This is a genomic window from Micromonospora sp. NPDC007220 (assembly GCF_040634035.1).
Classification (GTDB): domain Bacteria; phylum Actinomycetota; class Actinomycetes; order Mycobacteriales; family Micromonosporaceae; genus Micromonospora; species Micromonospora reichwaldensis.
The window spans coordinates 18,070-40,658 of the sequence record NZ_JBEYEU010000038.1 but is presented as its reverse complement, the minus strand read 5'-3'; the positions used below and the strand labels follow the sequence as shown (position 1 = coordinate 40,658).

Sequence of the window (22,589 nt, the reverse complement as noted above, 5' to 3'; positions counted from 1 at the left end):
ATAGTCGACCTGGTCGCTGACGCCGTCGGTGCAGAGCAGCCAGACGTCGCCGGGGCGCAGCGACACCGCGAGCAGGTCCGCCTCCGGCTCGTCCGGATGGCCGGCGTAGCGGGTGAGCTGGTAGCGGGCGCGATCGGCGGCGGGGGAGCCGACCGGGTACCAGCCGTGCAGTACGCCCAGCCAGGCCGCCGTGTGGTCGACGGTGAGGAGTTCCAGCAGGCCGTCGCGCAGGCGGTAGGCACGGGAGTCGCCGAGCTGGACGAGCCAGCCCTGCCCGCCGTCGGGCTCCACGAGCAGGGCGGTCAGGGTGCAGCCGGTCAGCTCCGCCAACTGTGCGCCGGCGGCGCGTACGGCTGACTGGACGTGGCCCACGGCGGCGCGTAACTGGCGCGCGTCGACCGCGGGCCAGGCGGCCCGGACCTGCGCGACGAAAGTGCTCATGGCCGTCGTGCCGGCCCGGCGGCTGCCCTCGCCGGCGCCCATGCCGTCGACCACCGCGGCGAAGGGCAGGGCGGGGTCGACGTGCAGCACGTCGAAGTTGGCCGGGTAGCGGTTGCCGACCACACTGCCGCCGGCGAACTCCAGCGTGACCTCGCCGAGCGGGAGACGGTGCACGTCACCGGGCACGGTGACCTCGGCGCGGCGGCCGGCGGAGGAGGGGCACCGGCGGATCGTACTGTGGGTTGCCGGCGCAGGTGGTCCGGGTTGCCACGTTCGCGGCCACTCAGTCGAGACAGAACTCGTTGCCCTCGACGTCCTGCATCACGAGGCACGACTCGTCGTAGCCGTCGGCAGTCAGTAGTCGCACGCGCACCGCGCCGAGCGCGACCAGTCGTGCGCATTCGGCCTCAAGCGCGGCCACGCGCTCCTCACCCACGAGCCCGGTGCCGACCCGCACGTCGAGGTGCAGCCGGTTCTTGACGACCTTGCCTTCGGGAACGCGCTGGAAGAACAGTCGCGGGCCCACGCCTGTGGGATCGCCGCATGCGAACGCGGAGCCCTGCCGCTCAGGCGGCAGCGCGCGATCGAAGTCGTCCCAGGTGGCAAACCCCTCAGGTGGAGGCGGTACGACGTATCCCAACGCCTCGCACCAGAAACGAGCGACGCGCTCAGGTTCTGCGCAGTCGAAGGTGACCTGGACCTGCTTGACCGACGCCATCGGACCACCATAGAGGCGGGATCCTCCGTCGTCTCCCCGGTTTCGCTGCGCACCCACGCCTGGCACCCGGTGCCCGGACGAAGTTGTCAACATGGGTTGACAGTGCGGCGATGTCAACGTAAGTTGACGACATGAGTCAGGCAACGGAACTCGCGGCGGCAGCCGGCAGCACCGACCCCCGGGTCGGGCTGCGCGCCGTCCGCGCGCTGCGCCGGTTGCTCGAACGGCTCGAGGTGGTCCAGGTGGACAACGCCCGTCGACAGGGCTGGTCCTGGCAGGAGATCGCCGACGAGCTCGAGGTCAGCCGGCAGGCGGTCCACAAGAAGCACGCCGGTCGTCCGGCGGTCGGATCTTCCTGGGAGGCGTGATGTTCGAACGGTTCACCGACCGGGCCCGCACGGTCGTGCGGTACGCCCGGGACGAGGCCCGGACCGAGGGCGACCGGCCCGTCGGGACCGAGCACCTGCTGCTCGCCCTGCTCTCGGACGGCGACAACCTCGCCGCCCGGGTGCTCGCCGAGGCCGGCCTCCGCGCCGACGACCTGCGGGCCCGCGTCCGCCGGCACACCGTGCGGGGAGCCACCGGCCTCGCCGACGCCGACGCCGCGGCCCTGCACGAGATCGGCATCGACCTGGCCGCCATCGTGGCCCGGATCGAGGAGTCCTTCGGCCCGGACGCGCTGCGCGAGGCCGCGCCGGCGCCGCGCCGCCGCTGGGGTCGCCGGCGGTACGCGGGCGGCCCCTTCTCCCCGCGCGCCAAGAAGGTGCTGGAGCTGGCGTTGCGTGAGGCGCTGCGACTGCACCACCGCCACATCGGCACGGAGCACATCCTGCTCGGCGTGCTCCGCGAGGGTCATGGGCTGGGCGCACGGGTGCTCACCGAGGCCGGCGCCGACCTCGACGACCTGCGCCGCCGCGTCGAGACCGCCCTCCGCACCCCCGCCTGACCAAACCCTCACCTCACCCACCCCACGTCCTGCCCACCCCACCCGCGGCTGGGCCCGGCCCACTCCGGCCGGCGCACCCTCGGCCCACCTCACCTCCGGCCCACCCCCACCCCCACCCACGGCCCGGCCCACTCCGGCGCACCTTCGGCCCGGCCCGGTGATCATGAGGTTGGCGGGGATGTCGATCTCAAGCGCCGCGGTCGACCTCATGATCGGCGGGCCGACGGCGGGGTGGAGAGGGGGTGCGGGTGGGGTGGGAGGTGGGGGACGGTCGGGGCGGGGGCAAACGCGTTTGCGCTGCGCGTAACATCACCGCGCCGCCGGGTCGCTGCCGTGCCGGATCTGCTGCACACTGGCGCCGTGGACCCTCGACAGGACAAGCGACGCGCGGCACCCGACGGCGGTGGCCTGCGCTCCGCCGTGGTGGTCAACCCGGTGAAGGTGGCCGACCTCGACGAACTGCGTCAGACGGTCCACGACGCCCTCGCGGCGGCCGGCTGGCCCGAGCCGCTGTGGTTCGAGACCACGGTCGAGGACCCGGGCCGCGGCCAGACGCAGGAGGCGGTGGAGGCCGGCGTGGACGTCGTCTTCGCCTGCGGCGGCGACGGCACCGTGATGGCCTGCGTCAGCGGCCTGGTCGGCACCGAGGTGGCGCTCGCCGTGCTGCCCCAGGGCACCGGCAACCTCCTCGCGGCCAACCTGGGCCTCTCGGGTGACCTGGCCGCCGGGCTGGAGGTCGCCGTCGAGCGTGGCCGCCGGCTGCTCGACGTCGGCGCGGTCGAGGACCACTACTTCACGGTGATGGCCGGCATGGGCTTCGACGCCCAGATGCTCGCCGACACCTCGGAGACCACCAAGAAGCGGATCGGCTGGCCGGCGTACGTCGTGGGGGCCGCCCGGCACCTGCGCGACCGACCGATGCGGGTCTCGATCCGCATCGATGACCAGCAGCCGATCCGCCGCCGGGCCCGCTCCGTCCTCGTCGCCAACGTCGGCCGCCTCCAGGGCGGGGTGCGGCTGCTCACCGACGCCGAACCGGACGACGGCTACCTCGACGTCGCGGTGCTCACCCCGCGCACGCTGCGGCAATGGCTGGCGCTCGGCTGGGCGGTCGTACGCCGGCAGGACCGCGTCCCCCGCATGGAGGTCTTCAAGGCCAGGCGGGTGGAGATCACCAGCAACCGGGCCCAGCCCCGGGAGCTCGACGGCGATCTCATCGAGCCGGGTCGCACCCTGAAGGCCGAGATCCGGCGGCGGGCGCTGTGGCTCTGCGTGCCGCAGCCGGCGCAGGATCCCGACCTGGCCGAGGACGCGCAGGCGGCCGCCGAGCGTGGTGAGCAGTTGATCGAGGAAGCCCGCCGTGAGTAGCACCCGGATCGTGCCGGAGACCCGGCTGATGTCCGACGAGGAACTCAACGCCGACGACGCCTGGCACACACTGCGCCGGCAGGGCGGCTGGCACCTGCTGCGCGACGCGTTCATCCGGTTCCGCTACGGCGACGGGTTCAGCCACTCGCGCGCCTTCGCGCTGCAACTCTGCCTCGCCGTGGTGCCGTTCCTGATCGCGCTGACCGGCCTGATCAGCGAACTCGGCGTGGAGGAGGGCGGCCGGGTGGTCGCCGACACGGTCCTGGCCCTCACCCCCGGGGCGAGCGAACCGATGGTGGCCGAGCTGCTCGGCGAGGGAGACCGCACCGAACGCGCCGGGGAGCTGGCGCTCGGCCTCGGCATGCTCACCGGCCTGGTCGCGCTGACCACCACCATGGCCCAGATCGAGCGCGGCGCCAACCGGATCTACGGCGTGGAGCGGGACCGGCCCGCGCTGTGGAAGTACGTCCGCGCCAGCGTCCTCGCCCTCACCGCCGGCGTACCGGCGCTCACCGGCTTCCTGATCCTCGTCGGCGGCGGCCCGATGGGCGACTCGGTGCAGCGACACTACGCCTGGGGCGAGTTCGCCAACGGCCTCTGGAACGTGGTGCGCTGGCCGCTCAGCCTGGGCCTGACCGTCCTCGCCGTCGCGGTGATCTTCCGGCACGCCCCCCGCCGCAAGCAGCCCGGCCTGTCCTGGCTCTTCTTCGGCGCCGGCATCGCCACCGCGCTGTGGTGGCTGGCCAGCCTGCTGCTCGCCGCGTACGTGCGGTTCAGCGGCGGGTTCGGCCAGACGTACGGGGCGTTGACCGGGATGATGGCGTTGCTGCTCTGGGCCAACCTGACCGGCATGGCGCTCTTCGGTGGACTCTCCTTCGCCGCCCAGCTGGAGGCGCTGCGCATCGGGGCGCGCGAGCCCGCCCAGCCCGACCTCTGGGAGCCCGAGGCCGAGCGCCAGGAGATCCACGACACGGGCGAGATGAGCTCCCTCTAGCTCCGCATCGGACATCCCTCGGTGTACGCGGAGCGCCGATCGGGTAATGCGGCACGCCAGAAGCGAGAGGGAGGCTGCCGTGGGCGCGGTCAAAGAGGCGTTACGACGACCCTTGGGTCACTTCACCGAACGTACGCTCGCCGGACTGGCGATCGTGCTCGGTGCCGGGGTCGGGTTCGGGATTCTCCTCGTCCTCGTCCGGACCCGGTGGTCCCCGCTCCACGACGTCGACCACGGCGTGGCCCAGTGGCTCAACGACCTGGTCGCCCCGCACGGGCCGCTGGTGACCGTGCTCAACGCGCTCACCGACCTCGGCGGGCGGGCGGTCATCATCTGGCTGGTGTCGGTCGCCGTGGTCGGCCTGCTGATCCGCAAGCAGGGCCGGCTGGCGGTGTTCCTGATCGTCACCGGCGTCGGCGCCCTCGTCCTCGACCCGGCGCTCAAGACGCTTGTCGACCGGCTGCGCCCCGAGGTGGACGTGCCCATCGGCACGTACGCCGGGGACAGCTTCCCCAGCGGCCACGCGCTCGGCTCGATGGTCGCGTACGGGGCGCTGCTGCTGGTCTTCCTGCCGGCCATGTCGCGCCGCTGGCGCAAGCCCGCGATCGCCCTGGTCGCCCTCGTCGTCTTCCTCATCGGACTGACCCGGATCGCGCTGGGCGTGCACTTCGTCTCGGACGTGCTGGGGGCCTGGCTGCTCGGCGCCGCCTGGCTCGGCGTCACCGCGTACGCCTTCCGGCTCTGGCGGTTGGAGCGCGGCCGGCCGGTCCCGGCGTTGACCGAGGGGCTGGAGCCGGAGGCCGCGCACGACGTGGCGCCCGCCCCCGACGAGGCGCACCTGCTGCCGCACCCCCGGGCCGCCGTGTTCGAGCTGATCGTCGGCTGGGTGCTGATCCTCGGCGCGCTCTACGGCTTCGGCATGTTCGTCAGCTACCACGCCGGCGGTACCTTCTTCGCCACCCTGGACACGGACGTGCCGAGGTGGTTCGCCGAGCACCGCACCCCCGGCCGGGACGACTTCAGCTACTGGTGGAGCAAGGTCGGCGACACCCACGCCATCCTGCTCATCTCGCTGGTCTTCTGCCCGATCGTGCTGGCCGTGTGGCGGCGTTGGCGGCCGGTGCTCTTCGTGGCACTGACCATGTTCGGCGAGCTGAGCCTCTTCCTCGCCTCCGCCGCCGCGGTCGACCGGCCGCGACCGCCCGTCGGCAACCTCGACGGGCCGATGCCGACCTCCTCCTTCCCGTCCGGCCACATCGCCGCCACGCTCTGCGTCTGGGTGGCGATCGCGGTGATCGTCTTTCCGCGTACCGACCGGTGGTGGCGGTGGCTCTTCGTGGCGCTGGCGGTCGTGATGCCGACCGGGGTGGCGATCAGCCGGATGTACCGGGGGATGCACCACCCCACCGACTTCATGGGCGCGATCATCCTCACCACCCTCTGGATCGGGCTGCTCTACTGGGTGCTCCGCCCCAACGAGGACGTCCACGAGGGCAACCGGCCGAGCATCGAGTCCGAGGACGTGCACACCCTCGACGACGAGCTGGCCAAGGCCGGTCGGGCGGACTGACGCCGCCGATGCTGCGGGCGATGACCTGGAACATCCGGACCGGCGGACGGGACTCCGGCGGCGCCGACCGTCGGGACCTGCTGGTCCGGGTCGTCGCCGACCAGCGGCCGGACGTGCTGGCGTTGCAGGAACTGCGGCACTTCGACTCCGGCGACGTGCTCGCCGACTTCGCGGGCCGGGTGGGGATGCGTCCCCACCTGGCCCGTTCCTGCTTCGGCCAGCCGGTGGCGGTGCTGCTGCGCCCGCCGCTGCGCGCCCTCACCGCGACCCGGGTACGCCGGCCGTTCCACCATGCCGCGCAGCGGGTCACCGTGGCGACCACCGCCGGCCCGCTGACGGTGCTGAGCGTCCACCTCGACCCGTACTCGGGGCTGCGGCGGCGCATCGAGGCGGGCTGGGCCGCCGCCGCGCTGCGCCGCGCGCCGGGGGAGCTGGCGCTGCTGGCCGGTGACCTCAACACCCTCGACCCGGTCGCCGACCACACCGACCGCATCGCCCGGCTCCCGGCCGCGTACCGCCGCCGTCACCTGCGCCGGGACGGGCGGACGGTGGAGACCCGCGCGGTGGCCCGGCTGCTCGCCGCCGGCCTGGTCGATCTGTACGCGACGGCGAGGGCGCCCGGCGGCGGGCTGACCGCGCCCACCCGGCACGGCGGCGGGGCGGAGTTCTCCGGGATGCGGCTGGACTACCTGCTCGGCACAGCGGCGCTCGCCGGCCGGGTGCGCGACTGCCGGGTGCCGCGGGGCGGCGAGACCGAGTACGCCTCCGACCACTATCCGGTGGTGGCGGACCTGGACCTGGACCTCGACCCCGCCTGACCGCCCTGCCCCTGCCTACGCCCGGCCTGACCCTCTGCCCTCGCGTGCCCGCCCGGCCTGACCGCTCTGCCCGCGCCTGACCGCCCGCGCTCACCGTCCGCCCCGCCCGGCCTGATCGCCCGCCCCGCCCGGCCTGGCCGCCCGCCCCGCCCGGCCTGGCCGCCCGCCCCGCCCGGCCTGGCCGCCCGCCCCGCCCGGCCTGGCCGCCCGCCCCGCCCGGCCTGACCGCATGCCCCGCCCGGCCTGGCAGGGCGACCCCGGTCCGCCCCCGAGGGCCGGGAGGGCGGCGCGTTGTCGGTGCTGACTACCGTGAGCCGGTGATCGACTCGCCGAGCGCGGACCCGGGGAACGCCGGGTCCCCACCCACCCCGTTGCTGGTCGCCGTCGTTCGGGGAATCGCGCTGGTCGTGGTGGTGCCCGTCCGGCTGGCCTGGGAGGTGGTCGCCGCCGTCGGCCGGTGGCTGCACCGCTGGCTGCTCGCGCCGCTCGGTCGGTTCCTGGACCGCTGGCTGCTGCGCCCGCTGGGCTGGCTGCTGCGGATCCTGGTGTGGGTGCCGCTGAGCTGGCTCGGCGGCGGCGTGGCCTGGCTGCTGCGGTGGCTCGGCCTTGGCCTGGCCTGGCTGCTGCGCACGCTGGTCTGGGTGCCGTTGGTGTGGCTCGCACGGGGGCTGGCCTGGCTGGCCCGGACGGTGGTGTGGATACCGCTGGCCTGGCTGGCGTACCACCTGATCTGGGTTCCGCTGCGCTGGCTGGCCCGGCTCCTCGCGCCGCTCGGACGCCTGCTGGTGGCGGGGCTCGCGGCGGTCGGGCGGTGGCTGGCGGCGGTGGGGCGGGTGCTGCTCGGCGCGCTCGGCTGGGCGTGGTGGGCCGCCGGCCGGCTGCTCTGGTGGTGCTACGCGCTCACGCTGCGGCCCTTCGTGCTCGGGGCGCGCTGGCTGTGGCGGCACGCCGTCCGCCCGGTGGGTCGGGCAGTGGCCGCCGCGTGGCGGGCGACCGTGTCGCCGGCCGTCCGCTGGGTGCGCCGCGCCGTCGTGGACCCGGTTCGCCAGGCGACCCGTGAGGCGCTGACCGCCCTCGGCCTGCGCGGCTGACCCGCCGACGCCGTGACGACGGCGGGGTACCCGATGAGCGCTGCCCGACGAGCGGTGCCCGAGCGAGATCTTGGCAAGAAACGGCCCCTCCAGGGGCACTCCCATACCAAGATCTCGGAGCCGGAGCCGGAGCCGGAGCCGGAGCCGGAGCCGGAGCGGGAGCGGGAGCGGGAGCCGGAGCGGGAGTCCGAGCCCGAGCCGGAGCCCGAGTCCGAGCCCGAGCGCGAGTCCGAGCCCGAGCGCGAGCCCCGGGCAGGGTTACAGGAGCAGGTTGAGCACCACGGTCAGGACGACCGAGGCGACGATCGAGAAGAGGATCATCAGCAGGCAGCCCAGGCCGCCGCCGGCCGGACGGATCTCCGTGTTGCCGATACGCATCTCGTCACCTGTTCGTGAGTGTGGGGGACAGCAGGGCGCGGACCGCGTCGGCGACCTGCGCCGGGGCGGTGGTCACGACGTTGTGCGCGGCGCCCGGCACGGTGACCGTACGGGCGTGCGGCACCAGCCGGCCCACCTGCGCGCGCCAGGACGGCGGCACGACCGGGTCCCGGGAGCCGGCCACGACCAGGGTGGGCGCGGCGATGCGGACCAGGTCCGCCTCGATGCCGTTGCGCACCGAGTGCGACAGCGTCGCGTGGACCCGCCAGGGGCGGGCGTCGAGGACGTCCCGGAGCAGGATCGGCGCCTGCAACGGCGCCTCCCGCAGGGTGTCGACCAGCCAGCGCCCGAACTGTCCCCGCCGGGACCGGGCGGCCGGGTCGCTGGTCGGGCCGGCGAGCACCACCGCCGCGACCGCGTCGGGGTGCCGGGCGGCGAGCGCCGCGACGACCTCCGCGCCGAACGAGTGCCCGAGCAGGCAGACGGGCGGCATCCGGTACGCGGCCAGCCAGGCGGCCAGGTGCGCGGCGTGCCGGGGCACGTCGTACGCGCGGCCGGGGCGCTCGGTCAGCCCGAAGCCGGGCAGGTCGGGCGCGTACACCGGGTGGGTGTCGGCCAGCGCGAGGGCGAGCGGGGTCAGGTAGCGGTGGGACACCGCCAGCCCGTGCACCAGCACGATCGGCGTGGCGGCGGTGCCGGGGTCGCCGGCGCGGCGGGTGTGCGTACGGATCCCGTCGACCAGCCGCCACTCGCTGGTCAGCCCGGCGGCCGGCTTCGGGGCGGCCAGCGCGAGGCGCAGCTCCGCCGGACCGAAGCGGCCCGGCGGGGTCACCCGGGGACGCCGGACCGGTGCCGCCCTCACAGCTCGCGCAGCCTCGGCAGGAGCTGCTCCTGCGCCCAGTCCAGGAACATCGGCTGCGTCTCGCCGCCCACCTGCACGATCGCCACGTGGGTGAAGCCGGCGTCGACGAACTTGCGGAACGCCTCGACGTGCCGGTCCACGTCGGGCCCGCAGGAGATCCCCTCGGCCACGTCCTCCTCGCGGACGAACTGGGTGGCGGCGGCGAACGACTCCGGCCCGGGCAGGTCGGCGTTGACCTTCCAGCCCATCCCGAACCAGCGGAACTGGTCGTGCACGATCTTGCGGCACTCCGCCTCGTCCGGGCCGTAGCAGATGGCCACCTGGCCGTAGCGGGGCTGCCCGGCGCCGCCGGCCTCGTCGTACATCTCGATGATGTGCGGGTCCGGTTCGGTCGCGACGAGGCCGTTGCCGTACTCGGCGGCGAGGGTGACCGACTGGCGGCCGGAGGCGGCGACGGCCATCGGCACCGGGCGGGCCGGCCGGTCCCACACGTAGGCGTCGGGCACGTCGTAGTGGTTGCCTGAGAAGGTCAGCGTCTCCCCGTTGAGCAGGGGCCGGATGATCTGGAGGGCCTCCTCGAACATCTCGTGCCGCTGCTGCACGTGCGGCCAGCCGCCGACCACGTGCTCGTTGAGGTTCTCGCCCGCACCGAGGCCGAGGGTGAACCGGCCGTCCGAGAGGACCCCGATCGTGCTGGCCTTCTGCGCCACGACCGCCGGGTGGTAGCGGCGGATCGGGCAGGTGACGAAGGACATCAGCTCCGCCCGGCTGGTGGCGTGCGCGACCGCGCCGAGCACGGACCAGGCGTACGGGGAGTGGCCCTGGGAGTCCAGCCAGGGGTAGTAGTGGTCGGAGATGACGAGCTGGTCGAAGCCGGCCGCCTCCGCCCGCACCGCGTAGTCGACCAGTTGCTTCGGACCGGCCTGCTCGCACATCAGGGTGTAGCCGACCTTGACCATGGGTGTCTCCTTCCGACCCGGGCGGATCATCCCCGGATACCCCTGCCAGGTCGGGTCAACCCTCGCGTCCGGTGTCGGCGGTCCGCTGCTTAACCGGTTCATTGCGTGACCGGCCCGACCGGCCTACGCTGATCCCTGCGCCGCCGGGAGCCGGGCGGCGGCTGTCGGGCTGCAGCCGCCATCCCCTGTGACGTCCCACCCCCACCTGGGCAGCGGGGGTCCTCCCTTTGAGGAAGGCCATGAAGAAGAGACTCTCCGCCGCCGGTGCGGCCCTGCTCGCGTTGCTGGTCGCCGTGTTGGCGTTCGGTCAGCCCGCGCGGGCCGCGACCGGCTTCTCCGTCGCCGACGGCAAGCTCTACGACGCCAACGGCAGCGAGTTCGTCATGCGTGGCGTGAACCACGCGCACACCTGGTACCAGCAGCAGACCAGCTCCTTCGCCAACATCAAGGCGCTCGGGGCGAACACGGTGCGGGTGGTGCTGGCCAGCGGCCAGCGGTGGGCGAAGAACGACACCGCCGACGTCGCCAACGTCATCTCGCTGTGCAAGGCCAACCGGCTGATCTGCGTACTGGAGGTGCACGACACCACCGGCTACGGCGAGCAGAGCGGGGCGGCCACCCTCGCTCAGGCGGTCGACTACTGGCTCAGCGTCTCCAGCGCCCTCGCCGGCCAGGAGAAGTACGTCATCGTCAACATCGGCAACGAGCCGTACGGCAACCAGGGCTACGGCACCTGGGCCACCGACACCGCCAACGCCATCAAGCGCCTGCGTACGGGCGGCCTGACGCACACCATCATGGTCGACGCCCCGAACTGGGGTCAGGACTGGTCGTTCACCATGCGCGACAACGCCGCGTCGGTGTTCGCGGCCGACCCGCAGAAGAACACGGTCTTCTCCATCCATATGTACGGCGTCTTCGACACCGCCGCCGAGATCAGCGACTACCTGGGCCGGTTCCGCGCCGCCAAGCTGCCGATCGTGGTCGGCGAGTTCGGCTTCGACCACTCCGACGGCAACCCCGACGAGGACACCATCCTCTCCTACAGCCAGGCCAACGGGATCGGTTACCTGGGCTGGTCGTGGAGCGGCAACGGCGGTGGCGTCGAGTACCTCGACATGGTCACCAACTTCAACCCCGCCGCACTGAGCACCTGGGGCCAGCGCATCTTCAACGGGGCGAACGGGATCAAGGCCACCGCGAAGGAGGCGACGGTCTTCGGCAGCACCCCGCCGCCGACCACTCCGCCGCCGACGACGCCTCCGCCCACGACCCCGCCGCCCACCACGCCCCCGCCCACGACCCCGCCGCCGAGCACCCCGCCGCCGGGCGGCTGCACGGCGACGTACACGGTGAGCAACCAGTGGCAGGGTGGCTTCCAGGGTGAGGTGAAGGTGACCGCCGGCTCGGCGGCGATCACCGGCTGGACGACGAAGTGGACGTTCGCCAACGGCCAGACCGTCAGCCAGTCCTGGAGCACAGTCCTGAGCAGCAGCGGGTCGACCGTCACGGCCCGCAACGCCGACTACAACGGCCGGCTGGGCGCCGGCGCCAGTACCAGCTTCGGCTTCATCGCCAGCTGGAACGGCACCAACGCCACGCCTGCGGTGACCTGCACCGCGAGCTGAGATTCCCCGTACCACCGGTGGCCGGGCCCCGCGCGGGCCCGGCCACCTTTCTTCCTCGTGACATCGGCGAAGAGCCGGGGTGCCGCACGGGCGGTCGCAGGGCGCCGGACGGGTCGGGGCTGGCCGGCCCGATGCGCCGCCCCCGGGAGGCCGCTGACCATAGGGGCGGATCGGAGACGACGCAAGACATCGACGATGTGGGATACCGCACCGTTGAGTGGGCAGCAGCCGAAGGCGGGAATGCCTACGGTGACCCTGCAATCGCCTTCTGGTGGTCGCGAGTCCGCAAGGGACACGGGGGTCCTTGTCGTGCATGATCGTTCGCGATCGTGCCCAGCCACACGGTTGGGCACGAGTCTGCATGGTGCCACGCCTGGCTGTACGCGCCGGCCGCCCATGAGAGCGTCGTCCGGCACACCATAGTCGCGCTTCGACGCCTGTCGTCGTCGCTGTCGTACATCGCCCCCGCCAGTTGATCCGGAAGGGATCGTCTGTGCCATCGTCGTACCGTCGGCGGACAGCCCGGATTGCCGGCCTGCTCGCCACCGCCCTGCTGGCCGGGTTGCTCGGCGTCTCGCCGGCCCAGGCGGTCACCGGAGGTGCCGCCGTCAGCGACGGCTCCTTCGCGTTCGCCGCGAAGATCGAGGTGGGGCCAGGCCTCAAGGCCTGTAGCGGCGCGCTGGTCGACCCGTGGTGGGTGCTGACCGCCAAGAGCTGCTTCAGCGTCGACGGCCAGCCGGTCGTCGCCGGCACGCCCGCGAAGCCGGCCACCGTGACCGTGGGCCGCTCCGACCTCACCGCGTCGAGCGGCGCGGTCGTTCCGGTCTTCCGGATCGTGCCGCACCCCAACCGTGACGTGGTGCTCGTCCGGCTCGCCGCGCGGGTCGACGCGGCTCCGGTGCCGCTGGGCGCCGCCCCCACCGTGGGCGAGCAGCTCACCGTGGCCGGCTTCGGTCGCACCGCCACCACCTGGGTGCCGGACCAGCTGCACACCGGCACCTTCTCCGTGCAGGGCGTGAACGCCGGCACGCTGGCGATCCTGGGCAGCGGGCAGGCCGCCATCTGCCGCGGTGACCTCGGCGGGCCGACCGTCCGCATGGTCAACGGCCAGCCGCAGCTCGTGGCCCTGCACCACACGTCCTGGCAGGGCGGGTGCCTGGCCGAGACCGAGACGCGCCGCGAGGCGGTGGAGACCCGCGTCGACGATCTCGGTTCCTGGCTGACCGCGAACATCCCGCAGGGCCCGGCGCTCGACCAGTACGAGGACATCAACTTCCTCTACGTGTACGCCACCGGCGACGGCGCGCCGCAGACGTTCCCCGCGACCTCCACCGGCGCGTTCACCGCGCCGCTCGGCGAGTGGTCGGGCGGCAACGGGGCCTACAAGGAACAGGTCAAGGTCTTCAACGACGACTTCGACGGCGACGGCGTCAGGGACGTCGCCGTCATGTCGAAGCGCGCCGGGGGCAACTTCTACCTGGATACGTTCATCACCCGACCGGACGGCAAGTACAGCGCGCCGATCAGGTCCTGGACGGACGACAACTTCGGCCACATGGAAAACATGAAGATGGCCTCCGGTGACTTCAACGGCGACGGCCGGACCGACCTGACCGCCTTCTACGGATACGCCAACGGCGACGAGGGATGGTTCAACTGGATCGCCCGACCGGACGGGGGCTTCGAAGAACCGGTCGAGGTGTGGAAGGCGTCCAACTTCGGTAGCTGGACGACCACCTCGGTCTTCGCCGGTGACGTCAACGGCGACGGCCGGGACGACGCGAGCCTCTTCTACCGGTACAACAACAGCACGGCCATGGCGCTGATCACCTGGCCGGGCAAGGCTGACGGCACGTTCGGCACCGGTTACACCTCCTGGTCGACCCCGAACAGCGCACCGTTCACGTCGCTCACCTCGATGAAGGTCGTGGACGGCGACTTCAACGGGGACGGCCGCGACGACGTTGCCGTCCTGCTCAACGACAACGGCCTGCGCCTGTTCACCTGGATCGCCAAGGCGGACGGCAACTTCGAGGCGCCGCTGGCCTCCTGGACGTCGACCATCTTCGGCCAGTTCGCCAGGATCAAGATTGTCTCCGGCGACTACAACGGCGACAAACGCGACGACCTCGCCGTCCTCTACCAGTACCCCAGCGACGGCATCGGGTTGCACACGTTCACCGCGAAGACCGACGGCGGCTTCAACCCGCCGGTGCAGTCGTGGACCGTGGGACCCGCAGAGTACGGCTGGTGGCCGAGCATGAGGTTGCACGGCCAGTGACCCTCTCTGCCTGAGGTGTCCCCCTGCGCCTCACTGCGCAGGGGGACACCGTCCGTTGGCGTGCACGACAACCGCTGCCCGCGAACCGGCTCAGTCGGCGGCGGTGACCTCCAGCAGCAGGGTCTGCTCGGGATGCAGGGCCGGCAGTTGGAGCCCGACGGTCGCCAGCACCGCGCCGCCGAGCGTCACCCCACGGCCACTCGCCAGCCAACCCGGGGCGGCCCGCTGGAGCGTCGCGGGCTCCGGCACTCCGGCGGCGGGCCGCACCGCGTACCGCCGGCGGGGGTCGAGACCGGGGAGTCGGACCGGCCCGGGCGCCTGGGTCACCGAGGTGGCCAGCTGCGCCACGGCGTACACCGCGTGGGAACCGTCGTGGGCGATGACGCCGTGCGCCCAGACGGCCGGGTCCGGGTGGTCGACCCGGACCACCCGGCCGGCGTGCAGCAGCGGGCGGAGCCGCTTGTGCAGCGCGACCCAGGCGGCCAGTTCGCCGCGCTGTGCCGCGTCGATCGCGCCGATGTCCCACTCGATGCCGTGGTGGCCGAAGAGCGCCGTCGCCGCCCGGAAACCCAGGTCGTGCACGCGCTGGGTGGTGTGCGAGCGCTCCGGCCCGATGTGGCTGCCGACCAGCTCGGGCGGGAGCAGCAGCCCCGTCCAGCGCTGGATGGCCAGCCGCTCCAGGGCGTCGTTGCAGTCGCTGGCCCACACCCGGTCGGTCCGTCGCAGGATCTCCAGGTCCACCCGGGCGCCGCCGGACGCGCAGCTCTCGATCTCCACCCCCGGGTGGCGGCGGCGCAGCTCGTCGAGGAGGCGGTAGACCGCGAGGGTCTGCTCGCGCACCCCGGGGCGGCCCTGGTGCCCCGCCTCGGTCAGGTCCCGGTTGTGGTCCCACTTGAGGTAGTCGATGCCGGGGTACGCGGTGAGCAGCGCGTCCAGCCGCTCCAGCAGGTAGGTGTACGCCGGCGGCTGGGCCAGGTCGAGCACCTGCTGGTGGCGCCAGGCGGGCGGCAGCCGGCCCGGTGCCGACAGCACCCACTCCGGGTGGGCCCGGAACACCTCGGAGTCGGGGTTGACCATCTCCGGTTCCACCCAGAGCCCGAACTGCATCCCGTGCCCGCGTACGTGGTCGATGAGCGGGTGCAGGCCGTCCGGCCAGACGGTGTCGTCGACGTACCAGTCGCCGAGGCCGGCGCGGTCGTGGCGGCGGCCCCGGAACCAGCCGTCGTCGAGCACGAAGCGTTCCACCCCGACCTCGGCCGCCTGGTCGGCCAGCGTGCGGAGCCGGTCCAGGTCGTGGTCGAAGTAGACGGCCTCCCAGACGTTGAGGGTGACCGGGCGGGGCGTGGCCGGGTGCTGCGGGCGGGCGCGCAGGTGGGTGTGCAGGACGTCGCTGAGCCCGTCCAGCCCGTCGGCGGAGAAGACCGCGTACAGCAGCGGGGTGGCGTACTCCCCGCCGGGGTCGAGCAGCACCTCGCCGGGGGTGAGCAGCTCGCCGCCGCCGAGGGTGGACTCGCCCGTCGGCCGCCGCTCGGCGACGGTCACGTGGTCACCGCTCCACGCGGTGTGCACCGCCCACACCTCGCCGTGGCCGAAGCCGAAACCGGCCGTGCCGGCGACCAGCAGCAGGGTGGCGTCGTGCCCGGTACGGCCGTGCCGGCCCTCGCGCACCCAGGCGCCCATCGGCCACGGGTGCCGCTGCGGGGACCGCTCCCGGCACCACCGGCCGGTCAGGTCGAGCAGTTCGGTGGCGACCGCCGGCACCGGCAGCACCGGCGTCAGCTCCCGCAGCTCGTACGCCGTGTCGCCGTCGTTGCGCAGCCGGTGCCGCAGCAGCACCAGGCCGGTCGGGTCGAGCGCGATCTCGACGGTCAGCGACAGCCCGGCCCCGCCGTCGGACGCCCGGACGGTGACCCGGGCGGAGCCGGTGCCGTCGTCGGCGACGTCGAGACCGGTCAGCCGGAAGGCGGTGGACCAGTCCCGGCGCTCGCGGTGCCCGGCGAGCGCCGGCCGGCCGCCCCAGCCGGCGGACGCCCCGGGCAGCAGGGACAGCACCGTCGGCGCGTCGAAGCTGCTGCGTACGACCGGCGCGACGGTGGCGTCGACCAGGGCGGGCAGGTCGCCGTCGGGGACGGGGCCGAGGTCGGCCCCCCAGTGCGCGACCCGGGGCAGCCCCGGGTCGCGCGCGTCGAGCACCAGGCTGGTCCGGGCACGGCGTAGGTGGACGATGGTCATCCCTTTGAAGCCCCCAGGGTCAGGCCCCGGACGAACTGCCTCTGCAGGAGGAAGAAGATCACCAGGGTCGGGATCGCGACCAGCACCGAGCCGGCCGAGACCAGGTTGTTGTCGGTGAAGAACTCACCGCGCAGGTTGTTGAGCGAACTCGTCACCGGGAACTTGTCGCCCGTGCGCATCAGCACGGTAGCCCAGAAGAACTCGTTGTAGATCCAGGTCACCTCCAGGGTGGCCAGCGCGGCCAAAGCCGGCCGGCACAGCGGCAGGGTGACCTGCCAGTACTGCCGCCAGACGCTCGCCCCGTCGACCATCGCCGCCTCGTAGAGGTCGCGCGGCAGCGCCTTCATGTAGTTGCTGAGCACGAAGACGCAGAAGCCGCACTGGAAGGCGACGTTGACCAGGATCAGCCCCCAGTAGCTGTCGTAGAGCAGCTCCGAGTCGCTCATGAACGCCGGCAGCGGCACCTGCGTGAAGAGCCGGAACAGCGGGATGAGCAGGGCCTGCTGGGGCAGCAGGTTCGCCGCGGTGAACAGGCCGAGCAGGACGATGTTGGTCTTCCAGCTGAACCGGGCGATGACGAACGCCACGCACGAGGCGAGGAAGAGGGTCAGCAGCACCGCCGGCACGGTGATGTAGACGGAGTTGAGGAAGTGCTTGCCGAACTCGGCGGTCCGCCAGGCGGTGACGTAGTTGTCGAGGGTCCACCCGCCGAGCGAGACGTAGCCGTTGGTGGCCGTGTACTCGTAGGAGCGCAGCGAGGTCAGCACGGCCCAGAGGATCGGGAAGAGCCAACCGATCGCCACCGCCGCGAGGAACACGTGCAGCACCACCCGGGCCGGGCGCGGCGGCGGGCGGCGTTCGGTCGCGGGGGCGGTCCGGCCCTCCCGGGGCACGGTCGCGGTGCTCATCGGCGTCCCTCCCGCAGCACGGTCGCCAGGTAGACGGTGATGAAGACCAGCGAGACGACCAGCATGATGGTGGCCAGCGCCGAGCCGAAGCCGATCCGGCTCGCCTCGCCCACCACGTTCTGGGTGACCAGCGCCGAGATCAGTTCCAGGCCGTTGCGGCCCTTGTTGATGACCCAGACCAGGTCGAACGCGCGCAGCGACTCGATCACCGTCACCACCAGCACGATGATGTTGATGGGCCGCAGGACCGGGAAGATCACCTTGAAGAACGTCCGGCCCTCCGACGCGCCGTCCACGGCGGCGGCCTCCCGCAGCGACGGGTCGACGCCCTTCAGCCCGGCCAGGTAGAGCAGCATGATGTAGCCGACGTGCCGCCAGCCGGCCGCCACCAGCACGGCCCAGATGTTGACGTCCGGGTCGCCGTACCAGTCGACGTCGGTGCCGAGGACGGCGTTGACCAGGCCCTGGTCGCGGGAGTAGAGCAGCTGCCAGACGAAGCCGATCAGCGCCAGGGAGAGCACCACCGGCAGGTAGAGCGCGGTCTGGTAGAAGCGGGTGCCGCGCAGCTCCTTGTCGAGCAGGACGGCCAGGAACATGCCGAACGGGGTGGCCACCACGAACAGCGCCGCCAGCCAGAGCAGGTTGTTCTGCACGGCCGGCACGAACGGCGGGTAGTTCTGGACCACGTCGGCGTAGTTGCGGCCGCCGACCCACTCGATCTCGGAGACCGGGCCGATGCCGTCCCAGTCGGTGCCGGAGAGCAGCACGGTGGCGCCCGCCGGCAGCCAGACCAGGCCGACGACGAGCAGCAGCGGTACGGCCACCATGAGCGCGACGACCACGCGGTCGGTGCGGGACAGCAGCCGTACGCGCCGGCGGCGACCACCCGTGGAGGTGGCCGCGGCCGGCGGCGGCGCGGCGCGATCCGCTTGGATCAGGGGCAGGTCGGACACGGTGCCCTCACCCTCTCGCCGTCAGTCGGTGAAGATCGACTTCTTCTGGTTCTCGATGCTCGACGTCAGCCCGTCGATGTCCTTCGGGTCCTTGATGAACTGCTGGAGCGCCGGGATGATCACCGTGGAGGCGAAGTCCGGGCGGGTGTCGCGGTCCAGGAACTGGGCGATCTCGGTGGCCGAGCCGACCAGCTCGGCGGCCTTCTTCTGCAGGGCGCTGTAGCCGCTGGTGTCGGCCTCGCTGTTGGCGACCAGCGTGCTCGGGTCGCTCTTGACGGTGATGTCCGCGGCCGCCTTCGAGCCGACGTACTCCAGCAGCTTCCTGGCGTTGGCTTCCTGCTTCGGCTTGCGGGCCATCATGTAGCCGTCGATGGGCGCGTCCAGGGCCTTGGCGCCGATCGCCGGGTCGATCTCGGGGAAGGTGAAGAAGTCGAGGTCGGCCAGGTCGGCGCCGTCGAACTGCTGGCCGACGAAGAGGCCGAGCAGGTACATGCCGCTCTTCTTCTGCTGCAACGACTGGGCGGCCTCCTGCCAGGTCCGGCCGAGGCTGTCGGGCTGGTGCAGGGGCAGCAGGCCGCGCCAGGTGTCGAAGACCTTCTTCACCTTGTCGGAGGTCCAGGACTCCTTGCCGGCCATCAGGTCGATGTGGAACTGGTAGCCGTTGATCCGCAGGTTGAGGATGTCGAAGGTGCCCATCGCCGGCCAGCCGTCCTTGTCGGCGAAGGCGATCGGGGTGAGCCCGTCCTTCTTCATCTCCCCGGCGAGCGCGGTCAGGTCGTCGAGGGTCTTCGGCACCTGGTAGCCGTTCTGCTGCCAGACCGACTTGCGGTAGAAGACGGCCCACGGGTAGTACGACGACGGCACGAAGTACTGCTTGCCGTCGTCGCCGGTCGACGCCTTGCGGAACGCGTCGGACATCCCGGAGAGCTTGCCCCAGACGTCGCTGAGGTCACCGGCGAGGCCCCGGGCGGCGAAGAAGCGCATCCGGTAGCCGGCGAACCACATGAACACGTCGTCCGGCTTGCCCTGGAGATAGTTGTTGATGTTCTCCTGGAACGTGTTGTGGTCGACGGTGTTGACGGCGACCTCGAGGCCGGACGAGGTCCGGAAGCCGTCCATGACCTTCGCGATCACCTCCTTGGGCTTCGGGTCGGACTGGTTGGAACCCAGCGACACCGTCTTGGCGTCGGAGCCGCCGGAGTCGGAACCGCAGCCGGCGAGCAGGCCCGTGCCGAGCAGCGCGGTGGTGCCGGCCGCGCCGGCCAGCAGCGAACGACGGTTGAGGCCGGCCACTGAGGGGGGTACGAGCCGGGCGAGGTACTCGGCTCGGGTGCGGGGACGGGACATGGTGCCTCCTGCGGATGAAGAGGTGCCCGAGGGCCGTCGGTGGCGGTGTCCCGGCAATCGTGAACACACACCCGGATCCATCGCGAATCCACATTGGCGAACACGAATTGCCAGTGGCGCCTCAAGCTACTCGTCCTCCGGGCGGTGTCAAGGGGGCGGCAATCTCCCGACAACCCCGTCACGACAAGGCCGTTGAGAGGTAAACGTTGTAAAGATGATCGATGTTGGAACGTGTTGACTTGGCCGCCTCGGCCGGGCACGCTCTGCATTCATGCGGCGATGGCAGGGTGACGACATCTGGTTCGGTGCCGACTACAACCCCGAGCAGTGGCCCGAGTCCACCTGGGCCGAGGACGTCGCGCTGATGCGCCGGGCCGGGGTCAACCTGGTGTCGGTGGGGATCTTCTCCTGGGCGCTGCTGGAGCCCGCCCCCGGCGCGTACGAGTTCGGCTGGCTGGACCGGGCGATCGACGTGCTGCACGGCGGCGGGATCTCGGTCGACCTGGCCACCGCCACCGCCAGCCCGCCCCCGTGGCTGGCCCACCGGCACCCGGAGACGCTGCCCCGGCGCGCCGACGGCGCGATCCTCTGGCCGGGCGGCCGGCAGGCGTACTGCCCCAGCTCGCCCGTGTTCCGCGAGCGGTCGCTGGCTCTGGTGGAGGCCCTCGCCACCCGGTACGCCGACCACCCCGCCGTGGTCATGTGGCACGTCTCCAACGAGCTGGGCTGCCACAACGTGCACTGCTACTGCGACGTCAGCGCCGAGGCGTTCCGCCGCTGGCTGCGCGAGCGCTACGGCGACCTGGACGGGCTCAACCACGCCTGGGGCACCGCCTTCTGGAGCCAGCGCTACGGCGACTGGGCCGAGATCAACCCGCCGCGCACGGCGCCGACCTTCGCCAATCCCACCCAGCAACTCGACTTCCTGCGCTTCTCCTCAGACGAGCAGCGCGCCCAACTGCGCGCCGAGCGCGAGGTGCTCACGCGCCTGGTCCGCCAGCCGGTCACCACGAACTTCATGATCGGCACCGGCATCAAGTACCTCGACTACCACTCCTGGGCGTCCGACGTGGACGTCGTCGCCAACGACCACTACCTCACCGCCGCCGACCCGCGCGCCCACGTCGGGCTCGCCCTCGCGGCCGACCACACCCGGGGCGTCGCCGGCGGCGACCCGTGGCTGCTCATGGAGCACTCCACCAGCGCCGTCAACTGGCAGCCGCGCAACGTCGCCAAGGCCCCCGGCCAGTTGCGCCGCAACAGCCTGGCGCACGTGGCGCGCGGCGCGGACGGGGTGCTCTTCTTCCAGTGGCGGGCCTCCCGTGCCGGGGCGGAGAAGTTCCACTCCGCGCTGCTGCCGCACGCCGGCCCGGAGACCAAGGTGTTCCGCGAGGTGTGCCGGCTCGGCGCGGACCTGCGGGCCCTCGCCGAGGTACGCGGCAGCCGGGTCGACGCCGAGGTGGCGATCCTGTTCGACTACGAGGCGTGGTGGGGTGCCGAGCTCGACTCGCACCCCACCGTCGACGTCACGTACGCCGACCGCCTCGGCGCGCTGCACGACGCGCTGTGGCGGGCCGGGATCACCGCCGACGTCGTGCACCCGGCCACCGACCTGTCCCGCTACCGGCTGGTGCTGGCGCCCACCCTCTACCTGGTGCGCGACGCGCACGCCGCGGCGCTGCGCGCGTACGTCGAGGCCGGCGGGACCGCCCTGGTCACGTACTTCAGCGGCATCGTCGACGAGCACGACCACATCCGCCTCGGCGGCTACCCGGGGGCGTTCCGGGAACTGCTGGGCGTCCGCGTCGAGGAGTTCTTCCCGCTGCGGGCGGGGGAGCGGGTCACCCTCGACGACGGCTCGGTCGCCGACGTGTGGACGGAGTGGCTGCATCCCGAGGGCGCGCAGGTGCTCGCCGCGTACGCCGACGGGCCCCTGCCGGGCGTGCCGGCGCTGACCCGGCACCCGGTCGGCGCGGGCGCGGCCTGGTACGTCGGCACCCGGCTGGACGCGGCGGCGACGGACCGGCTGGTGGCCCGGCTGGTGGCCGAGTCGGGGGTACGCCCGGCGGCGCGGGTGCCCGCCGAGGTGGAGGTGGTCCGGCGGCGCGCCGGCGACCGCACCTGGCTCTTCGTCATCAACCACACCGACGCCGGCGCCCGGCTCGACGCCACCGGTGTGGAACTGCTGACAGGCACGACCTGCGCCGGTGACCTGGTCGTGCCGGCCGGCGAGGTGGCCGTCATCCGCGAGGCGCCGACCGCCGCCGCGGCGGCCCGCTCGTCTGCGGCGTGACGGCGCGAAGGAGGTCCTCCGGATGCTGGCCCGACAGCGACAGGCCGTGATCCTCGAGATGATCCGGCAGCGCGGCGGCGTGCGGGTCAGCCAGTTGGTGAGCCGGTTCGGCGTCTCGGACATGACGATCCGGCGCGACCTGGAGGTGCTGGCCGAGCGGGGGCTGGTCGACAAGGTCCACGGCGGCGCGACCCTGGTCGGCCCCGGACCCGGCGACGAGCCCGGCTTCGCCGCGAAGTCGCTGCGGCAGCGGGCCGAGAAGCGGGCCATCGCCGAACGGGCCGCCGCCCTGGTCGAGCCCGGCATGGCCGTCGCGCTCTCCGCCGGCACCACGACCGCCGCGCTGGCCACCCTGCTGGCCGACGTACGCGGCCTGACCGTGGTGACCAACTCCATCCCCGTCTCCGAGGCCCTGCACCAGCACCCGGGTGCCGACCAGACGGTCGTGCTGACCGGCGGGATCCGTACCCCGTCGGACGCCCTGACCGGGCCGGTGGCCGAGGCGGCGATCAGCGCCCTCAACGTCGACGTGCTCTTCCTCGGCGTGCACGGGATGAGCCCGCGCACCGGATTCACCACGCCGAACCTGCTGGAGGCGGGCACCGACCGCTGCCTGGTCGGCGCGGCTCGGCGCCTGGTGGTGCTGGCCGACCACACCAAGTGGGAGACGATCGGAATGGCCACCATCGCCCCGCTCTCCGAGGCCGACGTGCTCGTCACCGACGCCGGGCTGCCCGAGGAGGCGCGCGACCAGCTAGCGGGCCAGGTGGGCGAGCTGATCGTCGTCGGAATCGACTGACCG

General features: G+C 72.6%; 19 protein-coding genes. 11 read left to right on the top strand and 8 right to left on the bottom strand.

Annotated features, from left to right (window positions below; all coding sequences use genetic code 11):
* A partial coding sequence (locus ABZ573_RS30795) for a protein phosphatase 2C domain-containing protein (protein WP_358122555.1) occupies nucleotides 1-615 on the bottom strand: 615 nt, incomplete at its 3' end.
* Nucleotides 616-724: 109 nt separating this feature from the next.
* A complete protein-coding gene (locus ABZ573_RS30790; protein WP_151457780.1) occupies nucleotides 725-1,159 on the bottom strand; it encodes a VOC family protein in 435 nt (144 codons plus the stop codon).
* 131 nt (nucleotides 1,160-1,290) lie between these two features.
* Here ABZ573_RS30790 and ABZ573_RS30785 point away from each other — a divergent pair, with 131 nt between their 5' ends.
* From ABZ573_RS30785 to ABZ573_RS30755, 7 genes are all read left to right on the top strand, one after another.
* Nucleotides 1,291-1,527 (top strand): HTH domain-containing protein, encoded by a 237-nt coding sequence (locus ABZ573_RS30785; protein WP_089001290.1) that lies wholly within the window; start codon nucleotides 1,291-1,293, stop codon nucleotides 1,525-1,527.
* Nucleotides 1,527-2,105 (top strand): Clp protease N-terminal domain-containing protein, encoded by a 579-nt coding sequence (locus tag ABZ573_RS30780; RefSeq protein ID WP_358122553.1) that lies wholly within the window; start codon nucleotides 1,527-1,529, stop codon nucleotides 2,103-2,105. Before ABZ573_RS30785 ends, ABZ573_RS30780 begins: the two co-directional genes overlap by 1 nt.
* Before the next feature lie 360 nt (nucleotides 2,106-2,465).
* A complete protein-coding gene (locus tag ABZ573_RS30775) occupies nucleotides 2,466-3,473 on the top strand; it encodes a diacylglycerol kinase family protein (RefSeq protein WP_151457563.1) in 1,008 nt (335 codons plus the stop codon).
* A complete protein-coding gene (locus tag ABZ573_RS30770) occupies nucleotides 3,466-4,467 on the top strand; it encodes a YihY/virulence factor BrkB family protein (RefSeq protein ID WP_151457564.1) in 1,002 nt (333 codons plus the stop codon). Before ABZ573_RS30775 ends, ABZ573_RS30770 begins: the two co-directional genes overlap by 8 nt.
* 79 nt (nucleotides 4,468-4,546) lie before the next feature.
* The gene (locus ABZ573_RS30765) at nucleotides 4,547-6,037 is read left to right on the top strand and encodes a phosphatase PAP2 family protein (protein WP_151457565.1); all 1,491 of its coding nucleotides are present in this window, start codon (nucleotides 4,547-4,549) and stop codon (nucleotides 6,035-6,037) included.
* Nucleotides 6,038-6,045: 8 nt separating this feature from the next.
* A complete protein-coding gene (locus ABZ573_RS30760) occupies nucleotides 6,046-6,855 on the top strand; it encodes an endonuclease/exonuclease/phosphatase family protein (RefSeq protein ID WP_358122550.1) in 810 nt (269 codons plus the stop codon).
* A gap of 317 nt (nucleotides 6,856-7,172) precedes the next feature.
* Nucleotides 7,173-7,946 carry a hypothetical protein gene (locus ABZ573_RS30755; RefSeq protein ID WP_358122547.1) on the top strand — a complete coding sequence of 258 codons (774 nt, stop codon included), beginning with the start codon at nucleotides 7,173-7,175 and terminating at the stop codon, nucleotides 7,944-7,946.
* A gap of 382 nt (nucleotides 7,947-8,328) precedes the next feature.
* On the opposite strand, the gene ABZ573_RS30750 is transcribed toward ABZ573_RS30755, so the two are convergent.
* Together ABZ573_RS30750 and ABZ573_RS30745 are read right to left on the bottom strand one after the other, a co-directional pair.
* Nucleotides 8,329-9,156, bottom strand: a complete 828-nt coding sequence (locus tag ABZ573_RS30750) for an alpha/beta fold hydrolase (protein ID WP_358122545.1) — start codon at nucleotides 9,154-9,156, stop codon at nucleotides 8,329-8,331.
* Nucleotides 9,157-9,182: 26 nt separating this feature from the next.
* Nucleotides 9,183-10,145 carry a TIGR03557 family F420-dependent LLM class oxidoreductase gene (locus tag ABZ573_RS30745; protein ID WP_327030947.1) on the bottom strand — a complete coding sequence of 321 codons (963 nt, stop codon included), beginning with the start codon at nucleotides 10,143-10,145 and terminating at the stop codon, nucleotides 9,183-9,185.
* Nucleotides 10,146-10,384: 239 nt separating this feature from the next.
* Here ABZ573_RS30745 and ABZ573_RS30740 point away from each other — a divergent pair, with 239 nt between their 5' ends.
* Both ABZ573_RS30740 and ABZ573_RS30735 read left to right on the top strand, forming a co-directional pair.
* Nucleotides 10,385-11,773 (top strand): cellulase family glycosylhydrolase, encoded by a 1,389-nt coding sequence (locus tag ABZ573_RS30740; protein ID WP_327030948.1) that lies wholly within the window; start codon nucleotides 10,385-10,387, stop codon nucleotides 11,771-11,773.
* A 493-nt stretch (nucleotides 11,774-12,266) separates the two neighbouring features.
* Nucleotides 12,267-14,054 carry a trypsin-like serine protease gene (locus ABZ573_RS30735; RefSeq protein ID WP_358122542.1) on the top strand — a complete coding sequence of 596 codons (1,788 nt, stop codon included), beginning with the start codon at nucleotides 12,267-12,269 and terminating at the stop codon, nucleotides 14,052-14,054.
* A 90-nt stretch (nucleotides 14,055-14,144) separates the two neighbouring features.
* On the opposite strand, the gene ABZ573_RS30730 is transcribed toward ABZ573_RS30735, so the two are convergent.
* From ABZ573_RS30730 to ABZ573_RS30715, 4 genes are read right to left on the bottom strand one after another with little or no spacing between them, the layout of a single operon-like run.
* Nucleotides 14,145-16,286, bottom strand: coding sequence for an alpha-galactosidase (locus ABZ573_RS30730; protein WP_358122540.1), 2,142 nt, complete (start codon nucleotides 16,284-16,286; stop codon nucleotides 14,145-14,147).
* Nucleotides 16,283-17,194, bottom strand: coding sequence for a carbohydrate ABC transporter permease (locus tag ABZ573_RS30725; protein ID WP_358122538.1), 912 nt, complete (start codon nucleotides 17,192-17,194; stop codon nucleotides 16,283-16,285). The genes ABZ573_RS30730 and ABZ573_RS30725 overlap by 4 nt, the downstream gene beginning before the upstream one ends.
* A complete protein-coding gene (locus tag ABZ573_RS30720; protein WP_358122536.1) occupies nucleotides 17,191-18,147 on the bottom strand; it encodes a sugar ABC transporter permease in 957 nt (318 codons plus the stop codon). The genes ABZ573_RS30725 and ABZ573_RS30720 overlap by 4 nt, the downstream gene beginning before the upstream one ends.
* A 21-nt stretch (nucleotides 18,148-18,168) precedes the next feature.
* On the bottom strand, nucleotides 18,169-19,494 hold the full coding sequence (locus tag ABZ573_RS30715) for an ABC transporter substrate-binding protein (protein WP_151455869.1): 1,326 nt from the start codon (nucleotides 19,492-19,494) through the stop codon (nucleotides 18,169-18,171).
* Nucleotides 19,495-19,765: 271 nt separating this feature from the next.
* Here ABZ573_RS30715 and ABZ573_RS30710 point away from each other — a divergent pair, with 271 nt between their 5' ends.
* Nucleotides 19,766-21,787, top strand: a complete 2,022-nt coding sequence (locus tag ABZ573_RS30710; RefSeq protein ID WP_358122534.1) for a beta-galactosidase — start codon at nucleotides 19,766-19,768, stop codon at nucleotides 21,785-21,787.
* A gap of 22 nt (nucleotides 21,788-21,809) precedes the next feature.
* On the top strand, nucleotides 21,810-22,586 hold the full coding sequence (locus ABZ573_RS30705; RefSeq protein WP_327030954.1) for a DeoR/GlpR family DNA-binding transcription regulator: 777 nt from the start codon (nucleotides 21,810-21,812) through the stop codon (nucleotides 22,584-22,586).
* The last annotated feature ends 3 nt before the right edge of the window (nucleotides 22,587-22,589 follow it).

Bases quoted from the DNA above. Each gene is read 5' to 3' on its own strand.
- ABZ573_RS30785 (WP_089001290.1), top strand. From the start codon at position 1,291: ATGAGTCAGGCAACGGAACTCGCGGCGGCAGCCGGCAGCACCGACCCC.
- ABZ573_RS30705 (WP_327030954.1), top strand. From the start codon at position 21,810: ATGCTGGCCCGACAGCGACAGGCCGTGATCCTCGAGATGATCCGGCAG.
- ABZ573_RS30725 (WP_358122538.1), bottom strand. From the start codon at position 17,194: ATGAGCACCGCGACCGTGCCCCGGGAGGGCCGGACCGCCCCCGCGACC.
- ABZ573_RS30760 (WP_358122550.1), top strand. From the start codon at position 6,046: ATGCTGCGGGCGATGACCTGGAACATCCGGACCGGCGGACGGGACTCC.
- ABZ573_RS30790 (WP_151457780.1), bottom strand. From the start codon at position 1,159: ATGGCGTCGGTCAAGCAGGTCCAGGTCACCTTCGACTGCGCAGAACCT.
- ABZ573_RS30730 (WP_358122540.1), bottom strand. From the start codon at position 16,286: ATGACCATCGTCCACCTACGCCGTGCCCGGACCAGCCTGGTGCTCGAC.
- ABZ573_RS30745 (WP_327030947.1), bottom strand. From the start codon at position 10,145: ATGGTCAAGGTCGGCTACACCCTGATGTGCGAGCAGGCCGGTCCGAAG.
- ABZ573_RS30715 (WP_151455869.1), bottom strand. From the start codon at position 19,494: ATGTCCCGTCCCCGCACCCGAGCCGAGTACCTCGCCCGGCTCGTACCC.
- ABZ573_RS30740 (WP_327030948.1), top strand. From the start codon at position 10,385: ATGAAGAAGAGACTCTCCGCCGCCGGTGCGGCCCTGCTCGCGTTGCTG.
- ABZ573_RS30780 (WP_358122553.1), top strand. From the start codon at position 1,527: ATGTTCGAACGGTTCACCGACCGGGCCCGCACGGTCGTGCGGTACGCC.
- ABZ573_RS30710 (WP_358122534.1), top strand. From the start codon at position 19,766: ATGCGGCGATGGCAGGGTGACGACATCTGGTTCGGTGCCGACTACAAC.